The sequence below is a fragment of the Stenotrophomonas sp. 22LJNL06-5-1 genome (genome assembly GCF_056861455.1).
The window spans coordinates 308,359-326,958 of sequence record NZ_JBSPUE010000001.1 but is presented as its reverse complement, the minus strand read 5'-3'; the positions used below and the strand labels follow the sequence as shown (position 1 = coordinate 326,958).

Annotated in this window: 12 protein-coding genes and 1 pseudogene; 8 read left to right on the top strand and 5 right to left on the bottom strand. The window is 66.7% G+C overall.

The window, feature by feature from the left end:
* Nucleotides 1-16 precede the first annotated feature (16 nt).
* The 6 genes and pseudogenes from AC13GF_RS01470 (at nt 17) to AC13GF_RS01445 (ending at nt 8,030) form a co-directional block, all read left to right on the top strand.
* Nucleotides 17-964 (top strand): bifunctional riboflavin kinase/FAD synthetase, encoded by a 948-nt coding sequence (locus tag AC13GF_RS01470; RefSeq protein ID WP_483002901.1) that lies wholly within the window; start codon nt 17-19, stop codon nt 962-964.
* Nucleotides 961-3,792 carry an isoleucine--tRNA ligase gene (gene ileS, locus AC13GF_RS01465; RefSeq protein ID WP_483002900.1) on the top strand — a complete coding sequence of 944 codons (2,832 nt, stop codon included), beginning with the start codon at nt 961-963 and terminating at the stop codon, nt 3,790-3,792. The genes AC13GF_RS01470 and ileS overlap by 4 nt, the downstream gene beginning before the upstream one ends.
* Nucleotides 3,792-4,316, top strand: coding sequence for a signal peptidase II (lspA, locus tag AC13GF_RS01460; RefSeq protein ID WP_010483311.1), 525 nt, complete (start codon nt 3,792-3,794; stop codon nt 4,314-4,316). Before ileS ends, lspA begins: the two co-directional genes overlap by 1 nt.
* 27 nt (nt 4,317-4,343) lie before the next feature.
* On the top strand, nt 4,344-5,294 hold the full coding sequence (ispH, locus tag AC13GF_RS01455) for a 4-hydroxy-3-methylbut-2-enyl diphosphate reductase (RefSeq protein WP_049428543.1): 951 nt from the start codon (nt 4,344-4,346) through the stop codon (nt 5,292-5,294).
* Between the two features lie 201 nt (nt 5,295-5,495).
* A pseudogene (locus AC13GF_RS01450) lies at nt 5,496-7,368 on the top strand (M61 family metallopeptidase).
* Nucleotides 7,365-8,030: a lysoplasmalogenase gene (locus AC13GF_RS01445; protein WP_483002898.1), complete on the top strand. Its 666-nt coding sequence runs from the start codon at nt 7,365-7,367 to the stop codon at nt 8,028-8,030. The pseudogene AC13GF_RS01450 and the gene AC13GF_RS01445 overlap by 4 nt, the downstream one beginning before the upstream one ends.
* An 82-nt stretch (nt 8,031-8,112) precedes the next feature.
* On the opposite strand, the gene AC13GF_RS01440 is transcribed toward AC13GF_RS01445, so the two are convergent.
* The 5 genes from AC13GF_RS01440 to AC13GF_RS01420 are packed head-to-tail and all read right to left on the bottom strand — an operon-like array spanning nt 8,113 to nt 14,116.
* Entirely contained in the window at nt 8,113-8,832 is a 720-nt protein-coding gene (locus AC13GF_RS01440) for a hypothetical protein (protein ID WP_483002897.1), read from the bottom strand.
* Nucleotides 8,829-9,785: a hypothetical protein gene (locus tag AC13GF_RS01435; protein WP_483002895.1), complete on the bottom strand. Its 957-nt coding sequence runs from the start codon at nt 9,783-9,785 to the stop codon at nt 8,829-8,831. The genes AC13GF_RS01440 and AC13GF_RS01435 overlap by 4 nt, the downstream gene beginning before the upstream one ends.
* A gap of 46 nt (nt 9,786-9,831) precedes the next feature.
* On the bottom strand, nt 9,832-12,630 hold the full coding sequence (locus tag AC13GF_RS01430; protein ID WP_483002894.1) for a TonB-dependent receptor plug domain-containing protein: 2,799 nt from the start codon (nt 12,628-12,630) through the stop codon (nt 9,832-9,834).
* A gap of 11 nt (nt 12,631-12,641) precedes the next feature.
* The gene (locus AC13GF_RS01425) at nt 12,642-13,610 is read right to left on the bottom strand and encodes a FecR family protein (protein ID WP_483002892.1); all 969 of its coding nucleotides are present in this window, start codon (nt 13,608-13,610) and stop codon (nt 12,642-12,644) included.
* Entirely contained in the window at nt 13,607-14,116 is a 510-nt protein-coding gene (locus tag AC13GF_RS01420; protein ID WP_029379863.1) for an RNA polymerase sigma factor, read from the bottom strand. Before AC13GF_RS01420 ends, AC13GF_RS01425 begins: the two co-directional genes overlap by 4 nt.
* Nucleotides 14,117-14,372: 256 nt before the next feature.
* On the opposite strand from AC13GF_RS01420, the gene AC13GF_RS01415 reads away from it, so the two are divergent.
* Both AC13GF_RS01415 and AC13GF_RS01410 read left to right on the top strand, forming a co-directional pair.
* A complete protein-coding gene (locus AC13GF_RS01415) occupies nt 14,373-17,246 on the top strand; it encodes an autotransporter domain-containing protein (protein WP_483002891.1) in 2,874 nt (957 codons plus the stop codon).
* Nucleotides 17,247-17,343: 97 nt separating this feature from the next.
* Nucleotides 17,344-18,348, top strand: coding sequence for a 2-hydroxyacid dehydrogenase (locus tag AC13GF_RS01410; RefSeq protein ID WP_483002889.1), 1,005 nt, complete (start codon nt 17,344-17,346; stop codon nt 18,346-18,348).
* The last annotated feature ends 252 nt before the right edge of the window (nt 18,349-18,600 follow it).

Here is an 18,600-nt window from a genome sequence, read left to right as displayed (position 1 = left end):
GCCGGAACGAGAGTTGATGAGCAGGCTGTTCAGAAGCGTCGAGGGCGGGGAGCTGTTCCCCAACGGAAGCGTGGTCTGTATCGGTGCATTCGACGGCCTCCACCTGGGTCATCGTGCGCTGGTCCGCCACGCGGTTGCCCGCGCGCGCGCCTTGGGCGTAGCCGCGGTGGCCGTGGCGTTCGAGCCGCTGCCGCGTGAATTCTTCGCCCAGGGCACGCCGCCGCCGCGGCTGACCCTGGCGCGCAGCAAGGTCGAGATCCTGCGCGAGCTCGGTGTCGATGCGATCGGCCTGCTGCGTTTCGACGCGGCAATGGCGGCGATGCCGGCCGAGACCTTCGTGCGCCAGCTGCTGGTCGATCGCCTGAGCGCGCGTGAGGTCTGGATCGGGCCGGAGTTCTGCTTCGGCAACCGTCGTCGCGGCGACCTGGCCCTGTTGCAGCAGCTCGGTGCCGAGCTCGGCTTCAGCGCCGACGAGATCGAAGCGGTCGACCTGCATGGCGAGCGCATTTCCAGTACCCGTATTCGCCAGCTGCTGCAGGAGGGCGACTTCGCCCGCGCCGGCGATCTGCTCGGGCGTCCGTACGCGATCAGCGGGCGGGTGGTGCGCGGGCGCCAGCTCGGCCGTACGCTGGGCTTCCCCACCGCCAACCTGCGGTTCCCGAAGACCCCGGCGCTGTCGGGCATCTACGCGACCTGGGTGCACGGGGTGTTCGACCAGCCGTGGCCGTCGGTGTCCAGTTTCGGCACGCGGCCGACGGTGGACGGCGTGGAGCCGCTGCTGGAAGCCCACCTGTTCGATTTCCAGGGCGACCTGTACGGGCGCCACATCGAAGTCGAATTTGTCGCCAAGCTGCGCGACGAAGAGAAATTCAATGATCTGGCGGCCCTGACCGACCAGATGCACCGCGACGCCGAACAGGCGCGCGCCATCCTTTCCGAACATAGATTGCGAGCCACTGCGTGAGCCAGGACTACAAGACCACCCTGAACCTGCCAGCCACCGAATTCCCGATGCGCGGCGATCTGCCCAAGCGCGAGCCGGGCATTCTGGCGCGGTGGGAAGAGCAGGGGCTCTACCAGCAGCTGCGCGACAACGCCGCCGGCCGCCCGCTGTTCGTGCTGCACGACGGCCCGCCGTACGCCAACGGCCGCATCCATCTCGGCCACGCGGTCAACAAGATCCTGAAGGACATCATCGTCAAGTCGCGCTACCTGGCCGGCTTCGATGCGCCCTACGTGCCGGGCTGGGACTGCCATGGCCTGCCGATCGAGATCGCGGTCGAGAAGAAGTGGGGCAAGGTCGGCACCAAGCTCGACGCCGTTGAATTCCGGCAGAAGTGCCGCGAGTTCGCCGAAGAGCAGATCAACATCCAGCGCGTGGACTTCAAGCGCCTGGGCGTGACCGGTGACTGGGACAACCCGTACAAGACCCTGAGCTTCGACTTCGAAGCCAACGAGATCCGTGCGCTGGCCAAGGTCGTGGCCAACGGCCACCTGGTGCGTGGCGCCAAGCCGGTGTACTGGTGCTTCGACTGTGGCTCGGCGCTGGCCGAGGCCGAGATCGAATACCAGGAAAAGGAATCGCCGGCGATCGACGTGGCCTACGCCGCGCGCGATGCGCAGGCCATCGGCCAGGCGTTCGGCGTGAGCGTGCCGGCCGACGTCGAAGTGGCGGTGCCGATCTGGACCACCACCCCGTGGACGCTGCCTGCCTCGCTGGCGGTGTCGCTGGGCGCGGAGATCCGCTACGTGCTGGCCGAGGGCCCGGCCCACAACGGCAAGCGCCGTTGGCTGGTGCTGGCTGCCGCGCTGGCCGAGCGCGCGCTGCAGCGCTATGGCGTCGAAAACGTGGTGCTGCACGGTGAAACCACCGGTGCCGCGCTGGAAAACCAGCTGCTGGCGCACCCGTTCTACCCGGAACGCGAAATCCTGGTGCTCAACGGCGACCACGTCTCCGACGAAGATGGTACCGGTGCGGTGCACACTGCCCCCGGCCATGGCCAGGAAGACTTCGTGGTCAGCCAGAAGTACGGCCTGCTGGACAAGTACAACGCCGGCCAGGTGACCCCGATCGATGGCCGTGGCGTGTACCTGGAATCGACCCCGCCGGCCGGTGACGTGGTGCTGGCTGGCCAGCACCTGTGGAAGGCGCAGGAAGCCATCGTCGGCGTGCTGCGCGACAACGGCGCGCTGCTCGCCTTCCACCCGATCCGCCACAGCTACCCGCACTGCTGGCGCCACAAGACGCCGGTGGTGTTCCGCGCCACTCCGCAGTGGTTCATCTCGATGGACAAGGCCAACCTGCGCAACGATGCGCTGGCCGCCATCGACACCGTCGGCTGGTTCCCGACCTGGGGCAAGGCGCGCATCCAGAGCATGGTCGACGGTCGCCCGGACTGGACGATCTCGCGCCAGCGCACCTGGGGCGTGCCGATCGCACTGTTCACCCATCGCCAGACCGGCGAGATCCATCCGCGCTCGGTGGAGCTGATGCAGCAGGTCGCCGACCGCGTCGAAGCCGAGGGCATCGACGTGTGGTATTCGCTGGATGCCGCCGAACTGCTGGGCGCCGAAGCAGCCGATTACGAGAAGGTCACCGACATCCTCGACGTCTGGTTCGACTCGGGCGTGACCCATGAAGGCGTGCTTGCCGCGCGTGGCTTCGGCAAGCCGGCCGACCTGTACCTGGAAGGTTCCGACCAGCACCGCGGTTGGTTCCAGTCCTCGCTGCTGACCGGCGTGGCGATCGACAAGCGCGCCCCGTACAAGCAGTGCCTGACCCACGGCTTCACCGTGGACGAGCACGGCCGCAAGATGTCCAAGTCGCTGGGCAACGGCATCGAGCCGCAGGACATCATGAACAAGCTGGGCGCGGACATCCTGCGCCTGTGGATCGCCTCGGCCGACTACAGCAACGAGATGTCGCTGTCGCAGGAGATCCTCAAGCGCAATGCCGACGCCTACCGCCGCCTGCGCAACACCGCACGCTTCCTGCTGGGCAACCTGGACGGTTTCGATCCGGCCCAGCACCTGCAGCCGCTCGACCAGATGGTCGCGCTGGACCGCTGGATCGTGCACCGCGCGTGGGAGCTGCAGGAGAAGATCAAGGCAGCCTACGACGGCTACAACATGGCCGAGATCGTGCAGCTGCTGCTGAACTTCTGCAGCGTGGACCTGGGCTCGCTGTACCTGGACGTGACCAAGGACCGCCTGTACACGATGCCGACCGATTCGCACGGTCGCCGTTCGGCACAGAGCGCGATGTACCACATCGCCGAAGCGTTCACCCGCTGGGTCGCGCCGATCCTGACCTTCACCGCCGACGAGCTGTGGGGCTACCTGCCGGGCGAACGCACCGAGCACGTGCTGTTCACCACCTGGTACGACGGCCTGGCGCCGCTGCCGGCCGATGCCCAGCTCAACGCCGCCGACTTCGACCAGCTGCTGGCCGTGCGCGAGCAGGTGGCCAAGGTACTCGAGCCGATGCGTGCCAACGGTGCGATCGGCGCCGCGCTGGAAGCGGAGATCACCATCGCCGCCAACGAAGAGCAGGCCGCGCGCTGGCAGCCGCTGGCCGATGAACTGCGTTTCCTGTTCATCAGTGGTGACGTGCAGGTGCGCCCGGCGACCACCGACGAGGTGTTCGTCAGCGCCCAGCCGACCACCAAGGCCAAGTGCGTGCGCTGCTGGCACCACCGCGCCGACGTCGGCAGCAATGCCGATCATCCGGAGCTGTGCGGCCGCTGCGTGAGCAACATCACCGGTGCCGGTGAAGTGCGGAGCTGGTTCTGATGGCCGCGCCCCGTCCGCATCCGAACGCCCTGGTCTGGCTGCTGCTGTCGGCCGCCATCATCGGCCTGGACCAGTGGTCCAAGGCCTGGGTCCTGTCGAGCCTGCCAGAGTTCCAGCCGGTGGTGGTCATCGACGGCTTCTGGAACTGGTACCGCACCTATAACACCGGTGCGGCGTTCAGTTTCCTGAGCGACGCTGGTGGCTGGCAGAAGCACTTCTTCACCGTGCTGGCGATCGTCATCAGCGGCCTGATGGCCTGGTGGCTGCGCGGCACCGCCCGTGGCAATTGGAAGGCGGCCGTGCCGTATGCACTGATCATCGGCGGCGCGATCGGCAACGTGATCGACCGCCAGGTGCATGGCCATGTGGTCGATTTCATCCAGTGGTACGTGGGCAGCTACACCTGGCCTTCGTTCAACATCGCCGATTCGGCCATCGTGGTGGGTGCCATCGGCATCGCCCTGTTTGGCCTGTTCGACGGCAAGTCCGCCAAAAAGGCGGATAATGCCAATCCGAAACCGTAAGCCGGCCGCTGCCGGGAGATTGAACTGATGGATGTGCTGCTCGCCAACCCGCGTGGTTTCTGTGCCGGTGTCGATCGTGCGATCGAGATCGTCAAGCGCGCGATCGAAACGCTGGGCGCGCCCATCTACGTCCGCCATGAAGTGGTGCACAACCGCTTCGTGGTCGACGATCTGAAGCAGCGCGGCGCGATCTTCGTCGAAGAACTCGACGAAGTGCCGGACAACAACACGGTCATTTTCAGCGCCCACGGCGTGTCCCAGGCCGTGCGCCAGGAAGCCGAGCGCCGTGGCCTGAAGGTGTTCGACGCCACCTGCCCGCTGGTGACCAAGGTCCACTTCGAAGTCGCCCGCCACTGCCGTGCCGGCCGTGACGTGGTGCTGATCGGCCACGCCGGTCACCCGGAAGTGGAAGGCACCATGGGCCAGTGGAACCGCGAAGCCGGCACCGGCCAGATCTACCTGGTGGAAGACGTGGAGCAGGTCGCCACGCTGCACATCAACCAGCCGGAAAACTTCGCCTACACCACCCAGACCACGCTGTCGGTGGATGACACGCGCGGCATCATCGATGCGCTGCGCGAGCGTTTCCCGGCGATGCAGGGCCCGAAGAACGACGACATCTGCTATGCCACGCAGAACCGCCAGGACGCCGTGCGCGATCTGGCCAAGCGCTGCGACCTGGTGCTGGTGGTCGGTTCGCCGAACAGCTCGAACTCCAACCGTTTGAGCGAGCTGGCCCGTCGTGAAGGCGTGGAGTCGTACCTGATCGACGGCGCGCACGAGATCGACCCGGCATGGGTGGTCGGCAAGCAGCACATCGGCGTGACCGCCGGTGCCTCGGCGCCGCAGGTGCTGGTCGATGGCGTGCTGGCGCGCCTGGCTGAGCTGGGCGCCAGCGGCGTGGGCGAGCTGGACGGCGAACCGGAATCGATGGTGTTCGCGCTGCCGAAGGAACTGCGCCTGCGCCTGGTCGACTGACCGGGGAAGGCCTCATCCACGCATGGCGTGGATCTACTGAAACCGCTCTGGTGGGTGCGAACTGCACAAGGTGGGTGCGAACCTTGGTTCGCACGCTTTTGGGCATGCGTGGATGAGCGGCCCGCCCATGACCTTTGGCCATGGGGCAGGGCACCGCACAGGCCTAGCATCGGAGGATTCTCCGTTGTTGGAAGTTGCCCGATGAAGACCCGAGCCTTGGCGATGTCGTTGCTGTTCGCGCTGGCGGCCACGCCTGCACTTGCGCAGACCTCGCCACCGCCGAGCAGCGGTGCTGCGCATCGATGTCGACGCGCGCGATCTGGCCCGTCGCATCTTCAAGGTGACCGCTACGGTGCCGGCCAAGCCCGGCCCGATGACCCTGCTGTACCCGCAGTGGATTCCCGGCAATCATTCGCCCACCGGCCCGATCGACAAACTGGCCGGCCTGCGGGTGACCGCCAACGGCAAGCCGCTGGCCTGGCAGCGTGACCAGTTCAACGTCTATGCGTTCAAGGTGAACGTGCCTGAGGGCGTGAGCGAGATCGTCGCCCACTTCGATTTCCTGTCCTCGCAGGGCGGCAGCCAGGGGCGGGTGGTGATGACCCCGGAAATGCTCAACCTGCAGTGGAACGCCAATTCGCTGTATCCGGCCGGTGTCGATGCGCGGCAGCTGCAGGCGCAGGCCAGCGTGACCCTGCCCAAGGGCTGGTCGTTCGCCACTGCGCTTGAAACCGTGCGACGCGACGGTGACACCGTGGTGTTCAAGCCGATCTCGTATGACCATCTGGTCGATTCGCCGTTGTTCGCCGGCGAGCATTACCAGCGCATCGATCTCGACCCGGGCGCGAAGGTGCCGGTGCACCTCAATGTGTTTGCCGACGACGCCAAATCGTTGAAGCCGAGCGAGGCGCAGATCACCATGCACCGCGCGCTGGTGCAGCAGGCCGACAAGCTCTATGGCGCGCGTCACTACAACCACTATGAATTCCTGCTGGCGTTGACCGACCGCCTCGGCGGCATCGGCCTGGAGCACCACCGCTCCAGCGAGAACAGTGCCGATCCAGGCTACTTCACCGAGTGGGACAGCAACGCGTGGATGCGCGATCTGCTGCCGCACGAATACACCCATTCCTGGAACGGCAAGTACCGTCGTGGCGCCGATCTGGCCACTGCCAATTTCAACGTGCCGATGGGCGACAGCCTGCTGTGGGTGTACGAGGGCCAGACCCAGTTCTGGGGCCAGGTGCTGGCCGCGCGCTCGGGGCTGTGGTCGAGCGCGCAGGCGCGCGACATGCTGGCCAATGTGGCCGCGACCTACGACCGTGGCCGACCGGGCCTGGCCTGGCGGCCGCTCCAGGACACCACCAACGATCCGACCATCGCCCAGCGCCGCACGTTGCCTTACCGCAACTACCAGATGAGCGAGGACTACTACTCCGGCGGCCAGATGCTGTGGCTGGAAGTGGAGGGCAAGCTGCGCGAACTGAGTGGTAATCGGCGCAGCCTGGACGACTTTGCGCGTGCGTTCTTCGGCGTCGGCAATGGCGACTGGGACGTCAACCCCTACACCTTTGATGACGTGGTCGCGACCTTGAACGACATCGCGCCGTACGACTGGGCCACGTTCCTGCGCGGGCGCCTGGACGGCCACGGTTCGTTGACCGGCGGCCTGGAGCTGGCGGGCTGGAAGCTGGTCTACCGCGATACGCCGAACGACGCCTACAAGGCACAGGAGAAACGTGCCAAGGCGACGTTGCTGGCCTATTCGCTGGGTGCGACCGTGCTCGACAACGGTACGGTCGGTGACGTGATCTGGGACAGCGCTGCCTTCAACGCCGGTCTTGCACCCGGCATGAAGGTGATCGCGGTTGGTGGGCGCGAGTACAGCAGCCAGCGCTTGAAGGATGCGGTAGCTGCAGCGGGGAAGGACAAGGCACCGATCGTGTTGCTGGTGAAGCAGTTCGACCGCATCGAAACGATGAACATCGCCTACCACGGTGGCCTGCAGTACCCGATGCTGGAGCGCATCACCGGCAAACCTGACCGCCTTGCGGACCTGTGGAAGGCACGATGAAGCCGCGCGCCCGCGATGGCGTGATCCTGTTGATGGCGATCCTCGCCATCGTGGGCGCATTCCTGCACGGCGATGGGCGTTGGCTGCACTGGCTGGCCAAGCCGGCCACCACGCTGCTGATCGCCGCCATTGCCTGGCGCGTGCACGATCCCGCGCAGCCGTTCTACCGACGCGCGGTGCTGGCCGGCATGCTGCTGTCGTGCGTGGGGGATATCGCGCTGATGTTGCCGATGGATGCGTTCGTACCGGGGCTGGTCGCGTTCCTGCTGGCGCACCTCTGCTACATCATCGCCTTCCGCGATGGCCTGCGTGGTGGGCGAGGCCTGCTCGCCGCCAGCGTCCTGCTCGGCGCGTTCGCGGTACTCAATGTACTTGGCCTGTGGCCGCACCTGCCGGTGCCGATGCGTGTGCCGGTGCTGGCATACGTGGTGGTGCTGGCATCGATGGCGGTGCTGGCCCTGGCACGGCAGTGGCGCAGCCCGCAGCCCGATGCCGTGGAAGCCCGAAGCGCCCGCTGGGCCGCGGCAGGTGCATTGCTGTTCGTCGCCAGCGATTCGCTGCTGGCCTGGGACCGCTTTGCCGGTGGCCTGCCGATGGCCAGTCTGCTGGTGCTGTCCACCTACTACGGCGCGCAGTACGCCATCGCCCGCTCGGTGAAATAGAAAAAGGGGACGGAGGGGATTAAGTCGCAAACCGCACCAAGGCACATACGACTTAATCCCCTCCGTCCCCTTTTTGTGTGGCCTATCGGCGGTTCACGCCGCGCAGGGTGCCCTGTGCATCGAACTGCAGCCGCACGGATTCGCGATCACCGGCCACTTCGTCCGGCAGCCACATCAGCTTGCCGCCTTTGCGCACGATCACGTACACGTGGCCGACTTCGGATGCGGGGTTCTGCAGCGCATTGCGCTGTTCCTGCAGTGCTTTGGCCACGCGTGGCACGGCATCGAAATCGATGTTGGCCAGAGGCGTGCTGCTGCGCTGCAGGCTGATGGTAGGGGCGAACTGTTGTGGGTTCACTGGATTGCCCTTGCGCCATTGGCCACGCTCGAAGTGGTAGCTGTCGACGTGGGTTGGCTGTTGCGGATCGACCAGATCGAGGTTGATGCGGCCATCGTCGTAGAAGTGGATGCTGTGGAAGACCGTCAGCCGCTGGCCGGCCAGTGCTGGCAGCTGCTCCAGTGCCTGACGGGCAGCCAGCAGGTAGTCCGCATCGAACAGGCGGTTGTTGCGCTCGGGCGCCGCAGCGGTATTCGCCGCGGGGAAGGGCGCCGGGGACGGCACAAGCGATGCGGGTTGCTCGCGCGTCGACTGTGACGAGACCGAGGGTGGCAACCGGTCCGGCGGTACCGAATGCCCCAGCGTTTCGCTGATGGTCTGCACTGCGCCGCCGGCAACGGCCACGCCCGCCAGAACCAGCAGCAGTACCAGGAACACGGTGCGGGTCGAGGGCGGCTGTTTCATACTCCCTCCAGGCGCACGTTGCTGCGGTCGTCCGGGTCGTACAGCAGCGTCACGTGCTCGCGCGGGATGTTGGCCAGTTCAATCAGCGGGACGAAGCGGCGCACGCGGGCCTGCTGCACGTTGCCTTCGCGGTCGATGTATTCCAGCTGGAACTCCACCTGCGGTTGTTCGTTGAGGTAGGTGCCGGTCTGACGCACCTTCAACACCCTGGCCTCCACGCCGATGCCGCGATACTTCAGCGCGTCGCCGCGGGCATCGGCGTGCAGCAGGCGGCCGAGCAGGCGCAGGCCCAGCGCATAGCCACACAGCACCAGCGGGCACACCAGCAGCGGGTGACCGAACGACAGGAAGGTCCAGCCCAGCCCCTCGCTCTGCAGCCGGTAGGCCCACACATAGGCAGCGGCAACGGTGGCGATGCCGAGTGCTGCACCGATGCCCCGCCGCCACAGGCTGGCGACATTCAGTTCGGGCTGGGCACCGTCCAGCACGATGTTGGGGAATGCCCCGGGCGTCCGGCCCAGGCGCGCATCGATGTGCCTGCCCACCTCGAAGCGATGCAGCTGGGGTTTGCTGTCGACCACCAGCATCTGTTCGCGGATCGGCGTGCCGGACAGGTTCTTGAAGGACAACTGCAGTTTCCACTGCGCGAAGCCACCCACCTGCACGCCGGTCTGTTCGGCCTGTTCGATCAGCGCACTGCGCGGTTCACCGTCGGCCAGGATCGACTGCACCCGGTGCAGTGCGCGCGGCGGCCCCAGCAACAGGTAGTGCAGGAAGGCGAACAGCAGCGTCAGCCACAGGGCCATCGACAGTACGAGCAGCACCAGTGCCAGCCACGGTGCACTGCGGTCGACCAGGGCCACCGGCCACGAGGTGCCGAAATAGAGAATGCAGGGAAAAGGCAACGCGAAGAACAGCAGGAACGCGCCCCAGAACCAGAGATAGGCTTTCATGGGGGAAGGGGACCGCGGTGGAACAGGGCGCGTAGATTACTACGCTTCAGCGGAACTGCAGGGTAAGCAGGTAGTAGCGGCCGAGCGGATCGTCCAACCCCGGCATCTGCCCGCCATTGCCGACCAGATAGTTCACCGGTTGCGTGTCGAGCACGTTGTGCACGTCCAGCGCGGCAACGATGCGCGGCCCCAGCCGACGTGCGAGGTGCAGGTTCCAGCGCAGCTGCCGTGGGTTCATGCAGTGGTTCCGGTCGACCTGCTTCTGCGGGCATTCCGCCCCCGGCAGCCAGGCACGCGTGCGCCCGATCTGGTTGCCGCGCAGCGCGATGTCCCAGTTGCTGTTCTGCCATTGCACGTTCAACACCGCAGCCAGCTCGGGTGTCACATGGCCACGCAGGTCCACGGCAACCTCATGGTCACGGCGGCGACGCAGTTCCTGCTGCTTCAGCGCATCGAGCGACAACAACCATTGGCCGTTGCTGCCGCTGTCGATGCGGTACTCGCCACGCAGCACCCAGTTGCGGGAGGTGGTGCGGCCGATGTTGTCGAACGACAGGCGCAGGCTGCTCAGGTGGCCGTCTTCATCCAGTTCCCAGGTGCTGCGATTCCACACCGCATCGCTCGGCTGCAGGGCGAGGATCTCGTTGCGCAGTTCCACGATGTTGTGGGTCAGCGACAGCGAGAACGCGTCGTTGGGTGTCCACGTGGCTGCCAGCGAATGGCTGCGCGATCGCTCGGCCCTCAGTGCATCGTTTTCAACCACATTGGCCGTGACGCTGCAGCCGCCACCGCGCGTAGCGATTGCACATTCCGGAAGGACACTGGAAACCGGAAGCGTGATCGAGCCGAAGTAGCCGGGAGGCCGCCGTTGCTCGAACAGGCTCGGTGCACGGTAGCCGCGCCCGCTGGCCAACAGGAACGACCAGTGCGGCGTCGGGCTCCAGCGCAGCCCGGCACGTGGCGAGAACGCCATGAAGCCGCCATCGCGGTCCCAGCGTGCAGCCAGGTCCGCGCGCAGCGTGGGTGCCAGCGGCAAGCCCAGCTCGGCGTAGACGCCACTGCTTTGTCGCGAGAGGCGGCGTCGCTGCTGCGGCAGGCCCAGCGCAAGGTCGCCCTGGCTCAGCAGCGCGTCCGGACGCGAGACCCAACGTTCATGGCGCAGGTCGATGCCGGTGGCCAGCTGCGCATTGCCGCCGGGCATTGCCATCAGCTCGCGCTGCACGCCCCACCAGCCCTGCCATTGTGCGGTGCTGCCACGGTTGCGGATGGACGGAAACAGCGTGTCCGCCTCGGCCGCCGGAGGCGCGTCGAAACCGGGAGTGAACCTGCGCGCCTGCGTTGCTTCAAGCAGGCGCGTCGTGCGCACGGTGCCTGCAGTGGACAAGGTGACGTCGCTGCGCTGCGCGCTGATGCCCGCCTCCCAGCTGCGCCGGCCCTGGTCACGGCCGATGCCGAGGGTGATGTCCGCATCGGTGGCGCGGACGCTGGGGCGCACGTTGCCGGCCTCGCGCAGCACGCTGTTGAAGGTGATTCCGCGCGAGACCACCGCAACGGCGGTCGGGCCCAGGTCGAAGCGCTGGCGGTTGTGACTGGCCCGTGCCTCGACATAGGCATAGCGTCCCTCACCACGTTCATGCCGGTAGTGCAGGTAGGCCGACGCGGTATCCGAGGCGGGCTGCAGCGAACGCGGCCGCGCGCTGTCAAACCAGCAGCCATCCTCGCGCCGCTTCAGGGGCGGCTCGCAGCGCCGGGCGGGCACGTACCAGTTGCCGAAGATCGCGCCGATTGGATACAGCGAGGTTTCCGCATGCCAGTCACGCTGGTCACCGGCGACATGCTCGACACGGTGCAGATCGAGGCCGGCAAACCAGCGGTCCCCGTTGCCACGCGCGCCGCCCGTGGCGGCCTGCAGGCGGTACTGGCCTGCATCGCCGCGGCTGCTGAGCCCGGTCTGCAGCATGGCTTCAGGGCCATCGGCCTGGTCGCGCAGGATGATGTTGACCACGCCGGACATGGCATCGGCCCCATAGATGGCCGAGGCACCGCCGCGTACCAGTTCGATGCGGTCGACGAAGCTCAGCGGAATGCCGCCGAGGTCGGTGAGACCACCCTGTTCCAGCGACACCATTGGATAGCGCGGCAGGCGCCGGCCGTTGACCAGGAACAGCGTCGCCCGCGGGCCCATGCCGTCGAGGCTGGTGGTGGCCGCTGCACCCACCGGCAGGTACTGCGAATCGCCGCCGCGCGAGGTACTCATGGCGGGATGGCCGTTCATGCCGGGCAGGTGCCGCAGCAGGTCGAACAGATTGCCGTAGCCACTGCGCAGGATGTCGTCGCGATCGATGGTGGTGACCGGCAGTGTGGTCTGCACCGAAGAGCGCGGCAGCCGGCTGCCGGTGACGTGGATGGGTGCCAGTTCCACCTGGTGTGGCGTGTCGGTGGTCTTGGGAGCCGGGCGCGGCAGGCGCGGGGCTGCGTCCGCCTTCGGCGTCTTGGCAGGGGGCTCGGGATGGATACGCCGCACGACAAAGGCACCCGAGGACGTACGCAGGATGTTCACCGGCAGGCCGGCGACCAGCTGCTTCAGGGAGGTCCCGGTATCGCGTTGGCCACGCGTGCCGTCGGTGCGCAGATCGTCCAGTTCACGTGCGTCGAACAGCAGGGCGGTGCCACTCTGCCGGGCCCATTGCTGCAGTGCCGGCACCAGTGGGCCGACGCCCACGTCGATCTCCAGCGTGCCGGCGGGCTCGCCGGCATCAGCCATCGGTAGTGCGGCAACACCCAGTGCAAGGCATAGCAGGGCGCGGAGCAGCCCCCACTGCAGCGCACCCGGACCTGCCTTCACTGCCGGTCTCCTCAGTAGGTGCGGCGCAGTTCCAGCGCGCCATCCGGACGCGTCTGGCCAGCCACGGACCAACCCAGTTCCAGCGCCGACAGCAGCTCCTGTGCATCACCGGCGCGGAAGGTGCCGCTTACCGCCAGGTCGGTGATCTCCGGATCGACGATCACCAGCGGCGTGCGGCCATAACGGTTCATGCGCTCGACCACGATCGACAGTGGCGTGGCATCGAATACCAGTTGCCCGCGCAGCCAGCCTTCAGCGGCTGCGTTGGATGAGAGGGCAGGGCCCGGCTGGATACGGCCGGAGGGCAATACCTGCAGCTGTTGGCCGGGCGCCAGCGTGTGCTGCGCTGCGCCGTTGCTGACTTCCACGGCACCTTCCAGCAGCGCGACCTCGACCAGACCGTCGCGCAGGCGTTCCACCTGGAAGGTCGTACCGATGTCGCGGATCGTACTGTCGCCGGCGTGCAGCTGCAGCGCCTTGTTCGACGGTGCGACCTGCAGTTGCAGCCGACCCCGCTCCAGCACCAGATCACGATGGCGCCAGCCGAAGCGGGCGCGGAGGGTGGTGCCGGCATCCAGCATGGCGACGCTGCCATCAGCCAGCGTCTGCTGGAGTGGCTGGTGCGAATCATTGGCGTAGACCTGCGGCGTCGGGTTGCCGTCGACGGCAACCATCCAGCCGATGCCGATCGCCATGCAGACACCGGCGGCAGCGGCCACGCCCGGCAGCCAGCGCCGGCGCGGCGGACGCGCCGCCCGTGCCGCGGCGGTGCGCAGCCAAGGGTCAGCCGCAAGCTCCGCACCCTGCTGGAACAGGGTTTCGGCCTGCACCCAGGCTTTGACGTGGGCCGGATCTTCGGCCAGCCAGTCCTCGAACGTTTCGCGTTCGGCCGATGTGCAGTCCGGGGCTTCCAGGCGGGCTACCCAGGCGCTGGCGCGTTCAAACAGCTGTGCATCATCCCTGTGCGGGGTGCCACTCATTGGCCGTCCCTGTCGTTGTGCAGCGGATCCGATCCCAACTCCTGACGCAGGCCCTGCAGGGCCCGGGCGATATGTTTTTCCACGGTCTTGGCAGTAATTCCACAATGCCGCGCGATCTGCGTGTAGCTCATGCCGGTGATGCGGTTGAGCAGATAGACCTCGCGTGCGCGTTCGGGCAGCTTGAACAGGGCCTGCCGCAGCAGGGACAGCATCTGCCCTGACTCGGCCTGGCGCAATGGATCGGGCGAGGAACTGGACGGTTCGTCGCTGCCATCGTGCTCGGCCAGCGGCAGATGCGGCCGCGACTGCGGCGAGCGTCCGCGGTCTGCCAGGCGGTTGCGGGCGATACGATACAGCAGCAGGCGCAGTTCGTCCGGGCCCTGTGCGCGATAGCGGATCAGCCGCTCCATGCAGTCCTGCGCGATATCCTCCGCATCCTCAGGCCCGACCCCCCGCGTGCGCAGGAACGCGCACAACGGTGCGCGCTCTTCGCGTACGAACGCGATGAAGGCATCCGCAGGTGCGGGCGGCTCCGGCGCGCGATGGATCAGGGGAGACGGGGTGGACAGGGCTGGCCTCGACTGTCGGTGGCGAATGCGTCATCGAGTTTTACGCGACGATGACCGGATGGGGAAGAGTGTGCATCGATCGGATTCTCATTGTGAATGTATTCATTTTTCAGGATCCGTTCCACTGGGGGAGATCACCCCTCTGCGGCGTTGATCGTTCTACCCGCGTGTTGCGGGTGGAGAGAGAGAACGCATGAAGTATTCGAAGTTGAGCCTGGCCCTGGCCGGGCTGATGGGCGTTGGCGCCATCGCGGCAGCTGATGACGTCATGGCAATGAGTTATCACGTGCAGGACGATCGCGTCTTCCTCAGCGGCGGCGTCACCTTCGCCGATGTGGTGGCGCTGCCCGCACTGCTGGCCAAGGCGCAGGCTGAAGGCCGTCCGATCCGCGAAGTCGTGCTGCGCACGTCCAACGGTGGCGCGCTGATCGCCGGCGAGTGGCTGCAGGCGGTGATCCGTACCCAGGGCCTGGACACCATCGTGTCCGGCCACTGCATTTCGTCCTGCTCGATCATGCAGTCCGGTGGCGTCAACCGTTACCTCGGCGGCGATCTGCCGCTGGTCGACTCGGTGCAGATCCATGCCGCCAGCAGCGGCGGCAAGGTGATCTACACGCCGTCGCCGCGCATGACCCAGATCTATACCGACAACTACGGCGGCGGCATGGATGCGGGCCTGTTGCACAAGGCCATGTATGAAGTGGTGCAGCCCAATGGCCTGCTGGTATTCCGCGACCCGGCGCGTACCACGGGTACGTCGATCACCTTCGATCCGGATGGCAGTGGGAGCAAGCTGGAGTCATTCCCGGGCCAGGACATCCGCAGCAACAGCATCATCAACACGGCGGGCTATCGCGATCCGGGCGACACCCTTCGTGTCACCAGCAACGTCAGCGGCGACATCAACCCGGGCTACCTGCGCACCGCGCGCCAGCTGCAGGCCTTCGTCGACGACGATTTCGCGCGCTGGAGCACCGATTGGGCCAGCACCTACATCAACTATGCGGTGAGCCTGTACAACTTCTCCACGCGTGGGCCGGACGGTATCGGCGCGCAGTCGTTGCAGCAGCTGCTCGCCGACCCCGACCTCCAGGATGAACTGCGCGGCCAGCTGCGGCTGGCCGATCTGGATGCCTCGACCCTGGCCAACTCCGCCGGCGTAATCCGTGTCAGCAATGGCGCCACCTGGCGCACCGCTGAAACCACCGGCGCCGATTTCATGCTGGTCGACAACGGCACCATCGCACTGGAGGGCGGCGCGCTGCGTACCCCAGAGCTGCGGGTGATGCCGGGCAGCATCGTGGTTGGCCATGGCGATATCGCATCGGTCGGCACCGACAGCGATGCGCTGCTGGGTGGCACCGGCCCGTCCTACCGCGAAGATGGCTTCAACCGCCTGCGCGTGTTCGGCACGCTGATGCCGCGCGGTGGGGATCTGGTGACCCACGGCTACGTCAACATCATGCCCGGCGGGCAGGTGCTGTTCGATGTTACCGAAACCGGTGGTACCGGCAATGGCCGCCTGCGCGTCGGCAGCTTCTACGATGGCGGCACCGAGGAGGGCGCGCTGGTGATCGCGCAGGGCGCACACCTGGCGTTGAACGTCGCCCAGGGCTTCTATGCCGGTGCCTACCGCCGCGATCTGGTGGAAGGGCCGATCTACCTGGGGGGCTTCCAGGATGTCGTGCGGCTGGGGGACGCCGGCTACAGTGCCAGCATCACTGCCGGTGAAGTGTTCCGCCCGCGCCACAATTCGCTGCTCAGCTTCAACGTCAACCAGACCACCGACGGCCTGTGGCTGACCGCTAACCCCGGCTTTGACCAGCTGGGCCTGTTCGCCAATGGCACGTCCGGCGATGGCTTGGGCCGCGCGCTGGCCGCTGCATCGGACCGCCAGGACAGCGGCCTGAAGTCGCTGCTGGGCGCACTGCAGTTCGCCGACCGCGATGTGATTGCACAACAGGCCGGTGCCCTGCGCGGTGATGCGCACGCCAGCCTGCGCCTGGCCGACACCGCACTGGTAGGCAGCATCGGCAACGTCGTGCAGCAGCACCAGTCGGCCATGCGCAGCGGCGGTGATGCCGATGGCCTGGCCTCGCAGGTGGCGCAGTCGGTCTCGTCGCAGCCCGGCATGCGCCATGGCAGCCTGTTCAACCAGCTGGCGATGCACCTGGTCGAGCCGGCGTCGGGCAGCGTTGCGGGCAGCGGTGATGCTGGACGCAGCCATGGCATCTGGGCACGTGGTTTCGCCAGTCATGGCCGCATCGATGCCGACGGTGGCGTGGCCGGCCTGAGCCACAACATTGGTGGCATCGTGGTCGGTGCCGACACCCGCGTGGCCGATGACCGCGTGACCCTGGGCGTCAGCGTGGCCGCGGCCGACATGTCGACCAAGGCCAGTGATGGCTCCGGGTTCACCGGTGATGTGCGCGCGCTGGACGTGGGCGGCTACCTGGATGCGACGTACTCGCGGGGCTACCTGTCAGCAGCAGTGCGCTACACCGACCTGCGGCATGACACCCGTCGCAGCATCGAAGGTATCGATGGCCTGCAGCAGCCCTTGCGCGCCAAGTACAGCAACGATGCAATCTCCGCACGAGTGGAGCATGCGTTCTCCTTCACGACTGGCAAGGGCCTGGTGATCCAGCCGTTGCTGCCGGTGGTGGACTACGCGCGTACTTCGGCCACTCGCTTCAACGAAGGGCAGGGCGCCGGTGCGCTGGTTGGCCGCAGCGGCAGCCTGGAGAGCGTCCGCGTGGGTGCCGGTCTGCAGCTGTTCAAGACCTTCGAGGGCAACAACGGCGAGCGCATCACCCCGCGTGCCCGGGTGGTCTGGCAGAAGGAGCTGGGCGATTCGCAGGCCCGCTACAGCACCGGCTTCGCCGCGGCACCGGATCTGGTGTTCGGCGCCAGCAGCCAGGCGGTGGGCGAGCAGGTGCTGGCCTGGAACCTGGGCGTGACCAGCCGTGCCAGCGAGCGTCTGTCGATCATGGCCGACTACGTGGGCGAGCGCCGCGACGGGCAGATCCAGAACGGCGTGATGCTGGGCCTGGGCTACAAGTTCTAAGTGGCACCCGGCACCGGCGATGACGGCATCGCCGGTGCCATCCCAACGCGGTCGCTGCTGCGGTATGGTCGGCAGGGCATTCCACCCAGGCCCAACCATGCAGATCGCCGTCTTCAGTGCCCGTCCCTACGACCGTCGTTTCCTTGATGAGGCGAACCAGCGCGATGCCGCTGGAAAGGGCTTTGCGTTCGTGTACTTCGATGTGGCGCTGGACGTGCATACGGCGGCGCTGGCACAGGATTGCGCAGCCGTATGCGTGTTCGTCAACGATCGCCTGGATGCGCCGGTACTGCACGCCCTGCATGCGATGGGCGTGCGGGCCGTGCTGCTGCGCTGCGCTGGCTTCAACAATGTGGATCTGGAGGAGGCGAAAGCGCTGGACCTGTTCGTCGCGCGTGTGCCGGCCTATTCCCCCGAAGCGGTGGCCGAGCATGCGTTGGCGCTGGTGATGACGCTCAACCGGCAGACCCATCGCGCCTACAACCGCGTGCGCGAAGGCAACTTCATGCTCGATGGCCTGCTTGGGCGCACCCTGCATGGCCGCACGGTCGGCATCGTCGGCACCGGCAAGATCGGCCTGGCCACTGCGCGCATCTTCAGGGGCATGGGCTGCATCGTGCTGGGGCACGATCCTTATCCGTCACCCGCTTTCGGCGGTATCGGCGAAATGGTCGGGCTGGATGAACTGCTGGCGCGTGCCGACATCGTGTCGCTGCATTGCCCGCTGACGCCTGAGACCCACCACCTGATCAATGATGCGTCGCTGGCGCGGATGAAGCCGGGCGCGATGCTGGTCAATACCTCGCGCGGCGCATTGGTCGATACCCATGCGGTGATCCGCGCGCTGAAGTCGCGCCGGCTGGGGCATCTGGCCATTGACGTCTACGAGCAGGAAAGCGCGCTGTTCTTCCAGGACCTGTCCGGCGAGATCATCGACGACGAGGCCTTCCAGCGGCTGATGACCTTCCCCAACGTGCTGGTGACCGGCCACCAGGGCTTCTTCACCGTGGAGGCGCTGCAGGAGATCTCGGCAATCACGCTGGGGAATCTGCAGGATTTCGCGGCCGGGCGGGTGTGCGCCAATGCGGTGGGGACTGGCTGATCCGGCGACGTCGTGACTGCGACGCCTGCTTCGTCGCGTGCTGCATCCCCGGATCCGCACGAACGCGAAGCGCTGCCGGAGGGGGGCTGGGCACGCTGGTGCTGGTGGCGGACGGCGATGCCAGCTTCAATGATGGCTTCAATGGCTTCCGGATCGAATGCGATGGCGTCGAGCGGCCGTGCTGTGACGCAACGCGACAGGTTGGGATGTGATGCGTACCATCAAGGCAGCCAAGGGGGCCGCCGGCGATTC

What these genes read in the sequence shown, in the direction of transcription:
- AC13GF_RS01470 (WP_483002901.1), top strand. Translation starts at nt 17, where the DNA reads ATGAGCAGGCTGTTCAGAAGCGTCGAGGGCGGGGAGCTGTTCCCCAAC.
- lspA (WP_010483311.1), top strand. Translation starts at nt 3,792, where the DNA reads ATGGCCGCGCCCCGTCCGCATCCGAACGCCCTGGTCTGGCTGCTGCTG.
- ispH (WP_049428543.1), top strand. Translation starts at nt 4,344, where the DNA reads ATGGATGTGCTGCTCGCCAACCCGCGTGGTTTCTGTGCCGGTGTCGAT.
- AC13GF_RS01445 (WP_483002898.1), top strand. Translation starts at nt 7,365, where the DNA reads ATGAAGCCGCGCGCCCGCGATGGCGTGATCCTGTTGATGGCGATCCTC.
- AC13GF_RS01440 (WP_483002897.1), bottom strand. Translation starts at nt 8,832, where the DNA reads ATGAAACAGCCGCCCTCGACCCGCACCGTGTTCCTGGTACTGCTGCTG.
- AC13GF_RS01435 (WP_483002895.1), bottom strand. Translation starts at nt 9,785, where the DNA reads ATGAAAGCCTATCTCTGGTTCTGGGGCGCGTTCCTGCTGTTCTTCGCG.
- AC13GF_RS01425 (WP_483002892.1), bottom strand. Translation starts at nt 13,610, where the DNA reads ATGAGTGGCACCCCGCACAGGGATGATGCACAGCTGTTTGAACGCGCC.
- AC13GF_RS01415 (WP_483002891.1), top strand. Translation starts at nt 14,373, where the DNA reads ATGAAGTATTCGAAGTTGAGCCTGGCCCTGGCCGGGCTGATGGGCGTT.
- AC13GF_RS01410 (WP_483002889.1), top strand. Translation starts at nt 17,344, where the DNA reads ATGCAGATCGCCGTCTTCAGTGCCCGTCCCTACGACCGTCGTTTCCTT.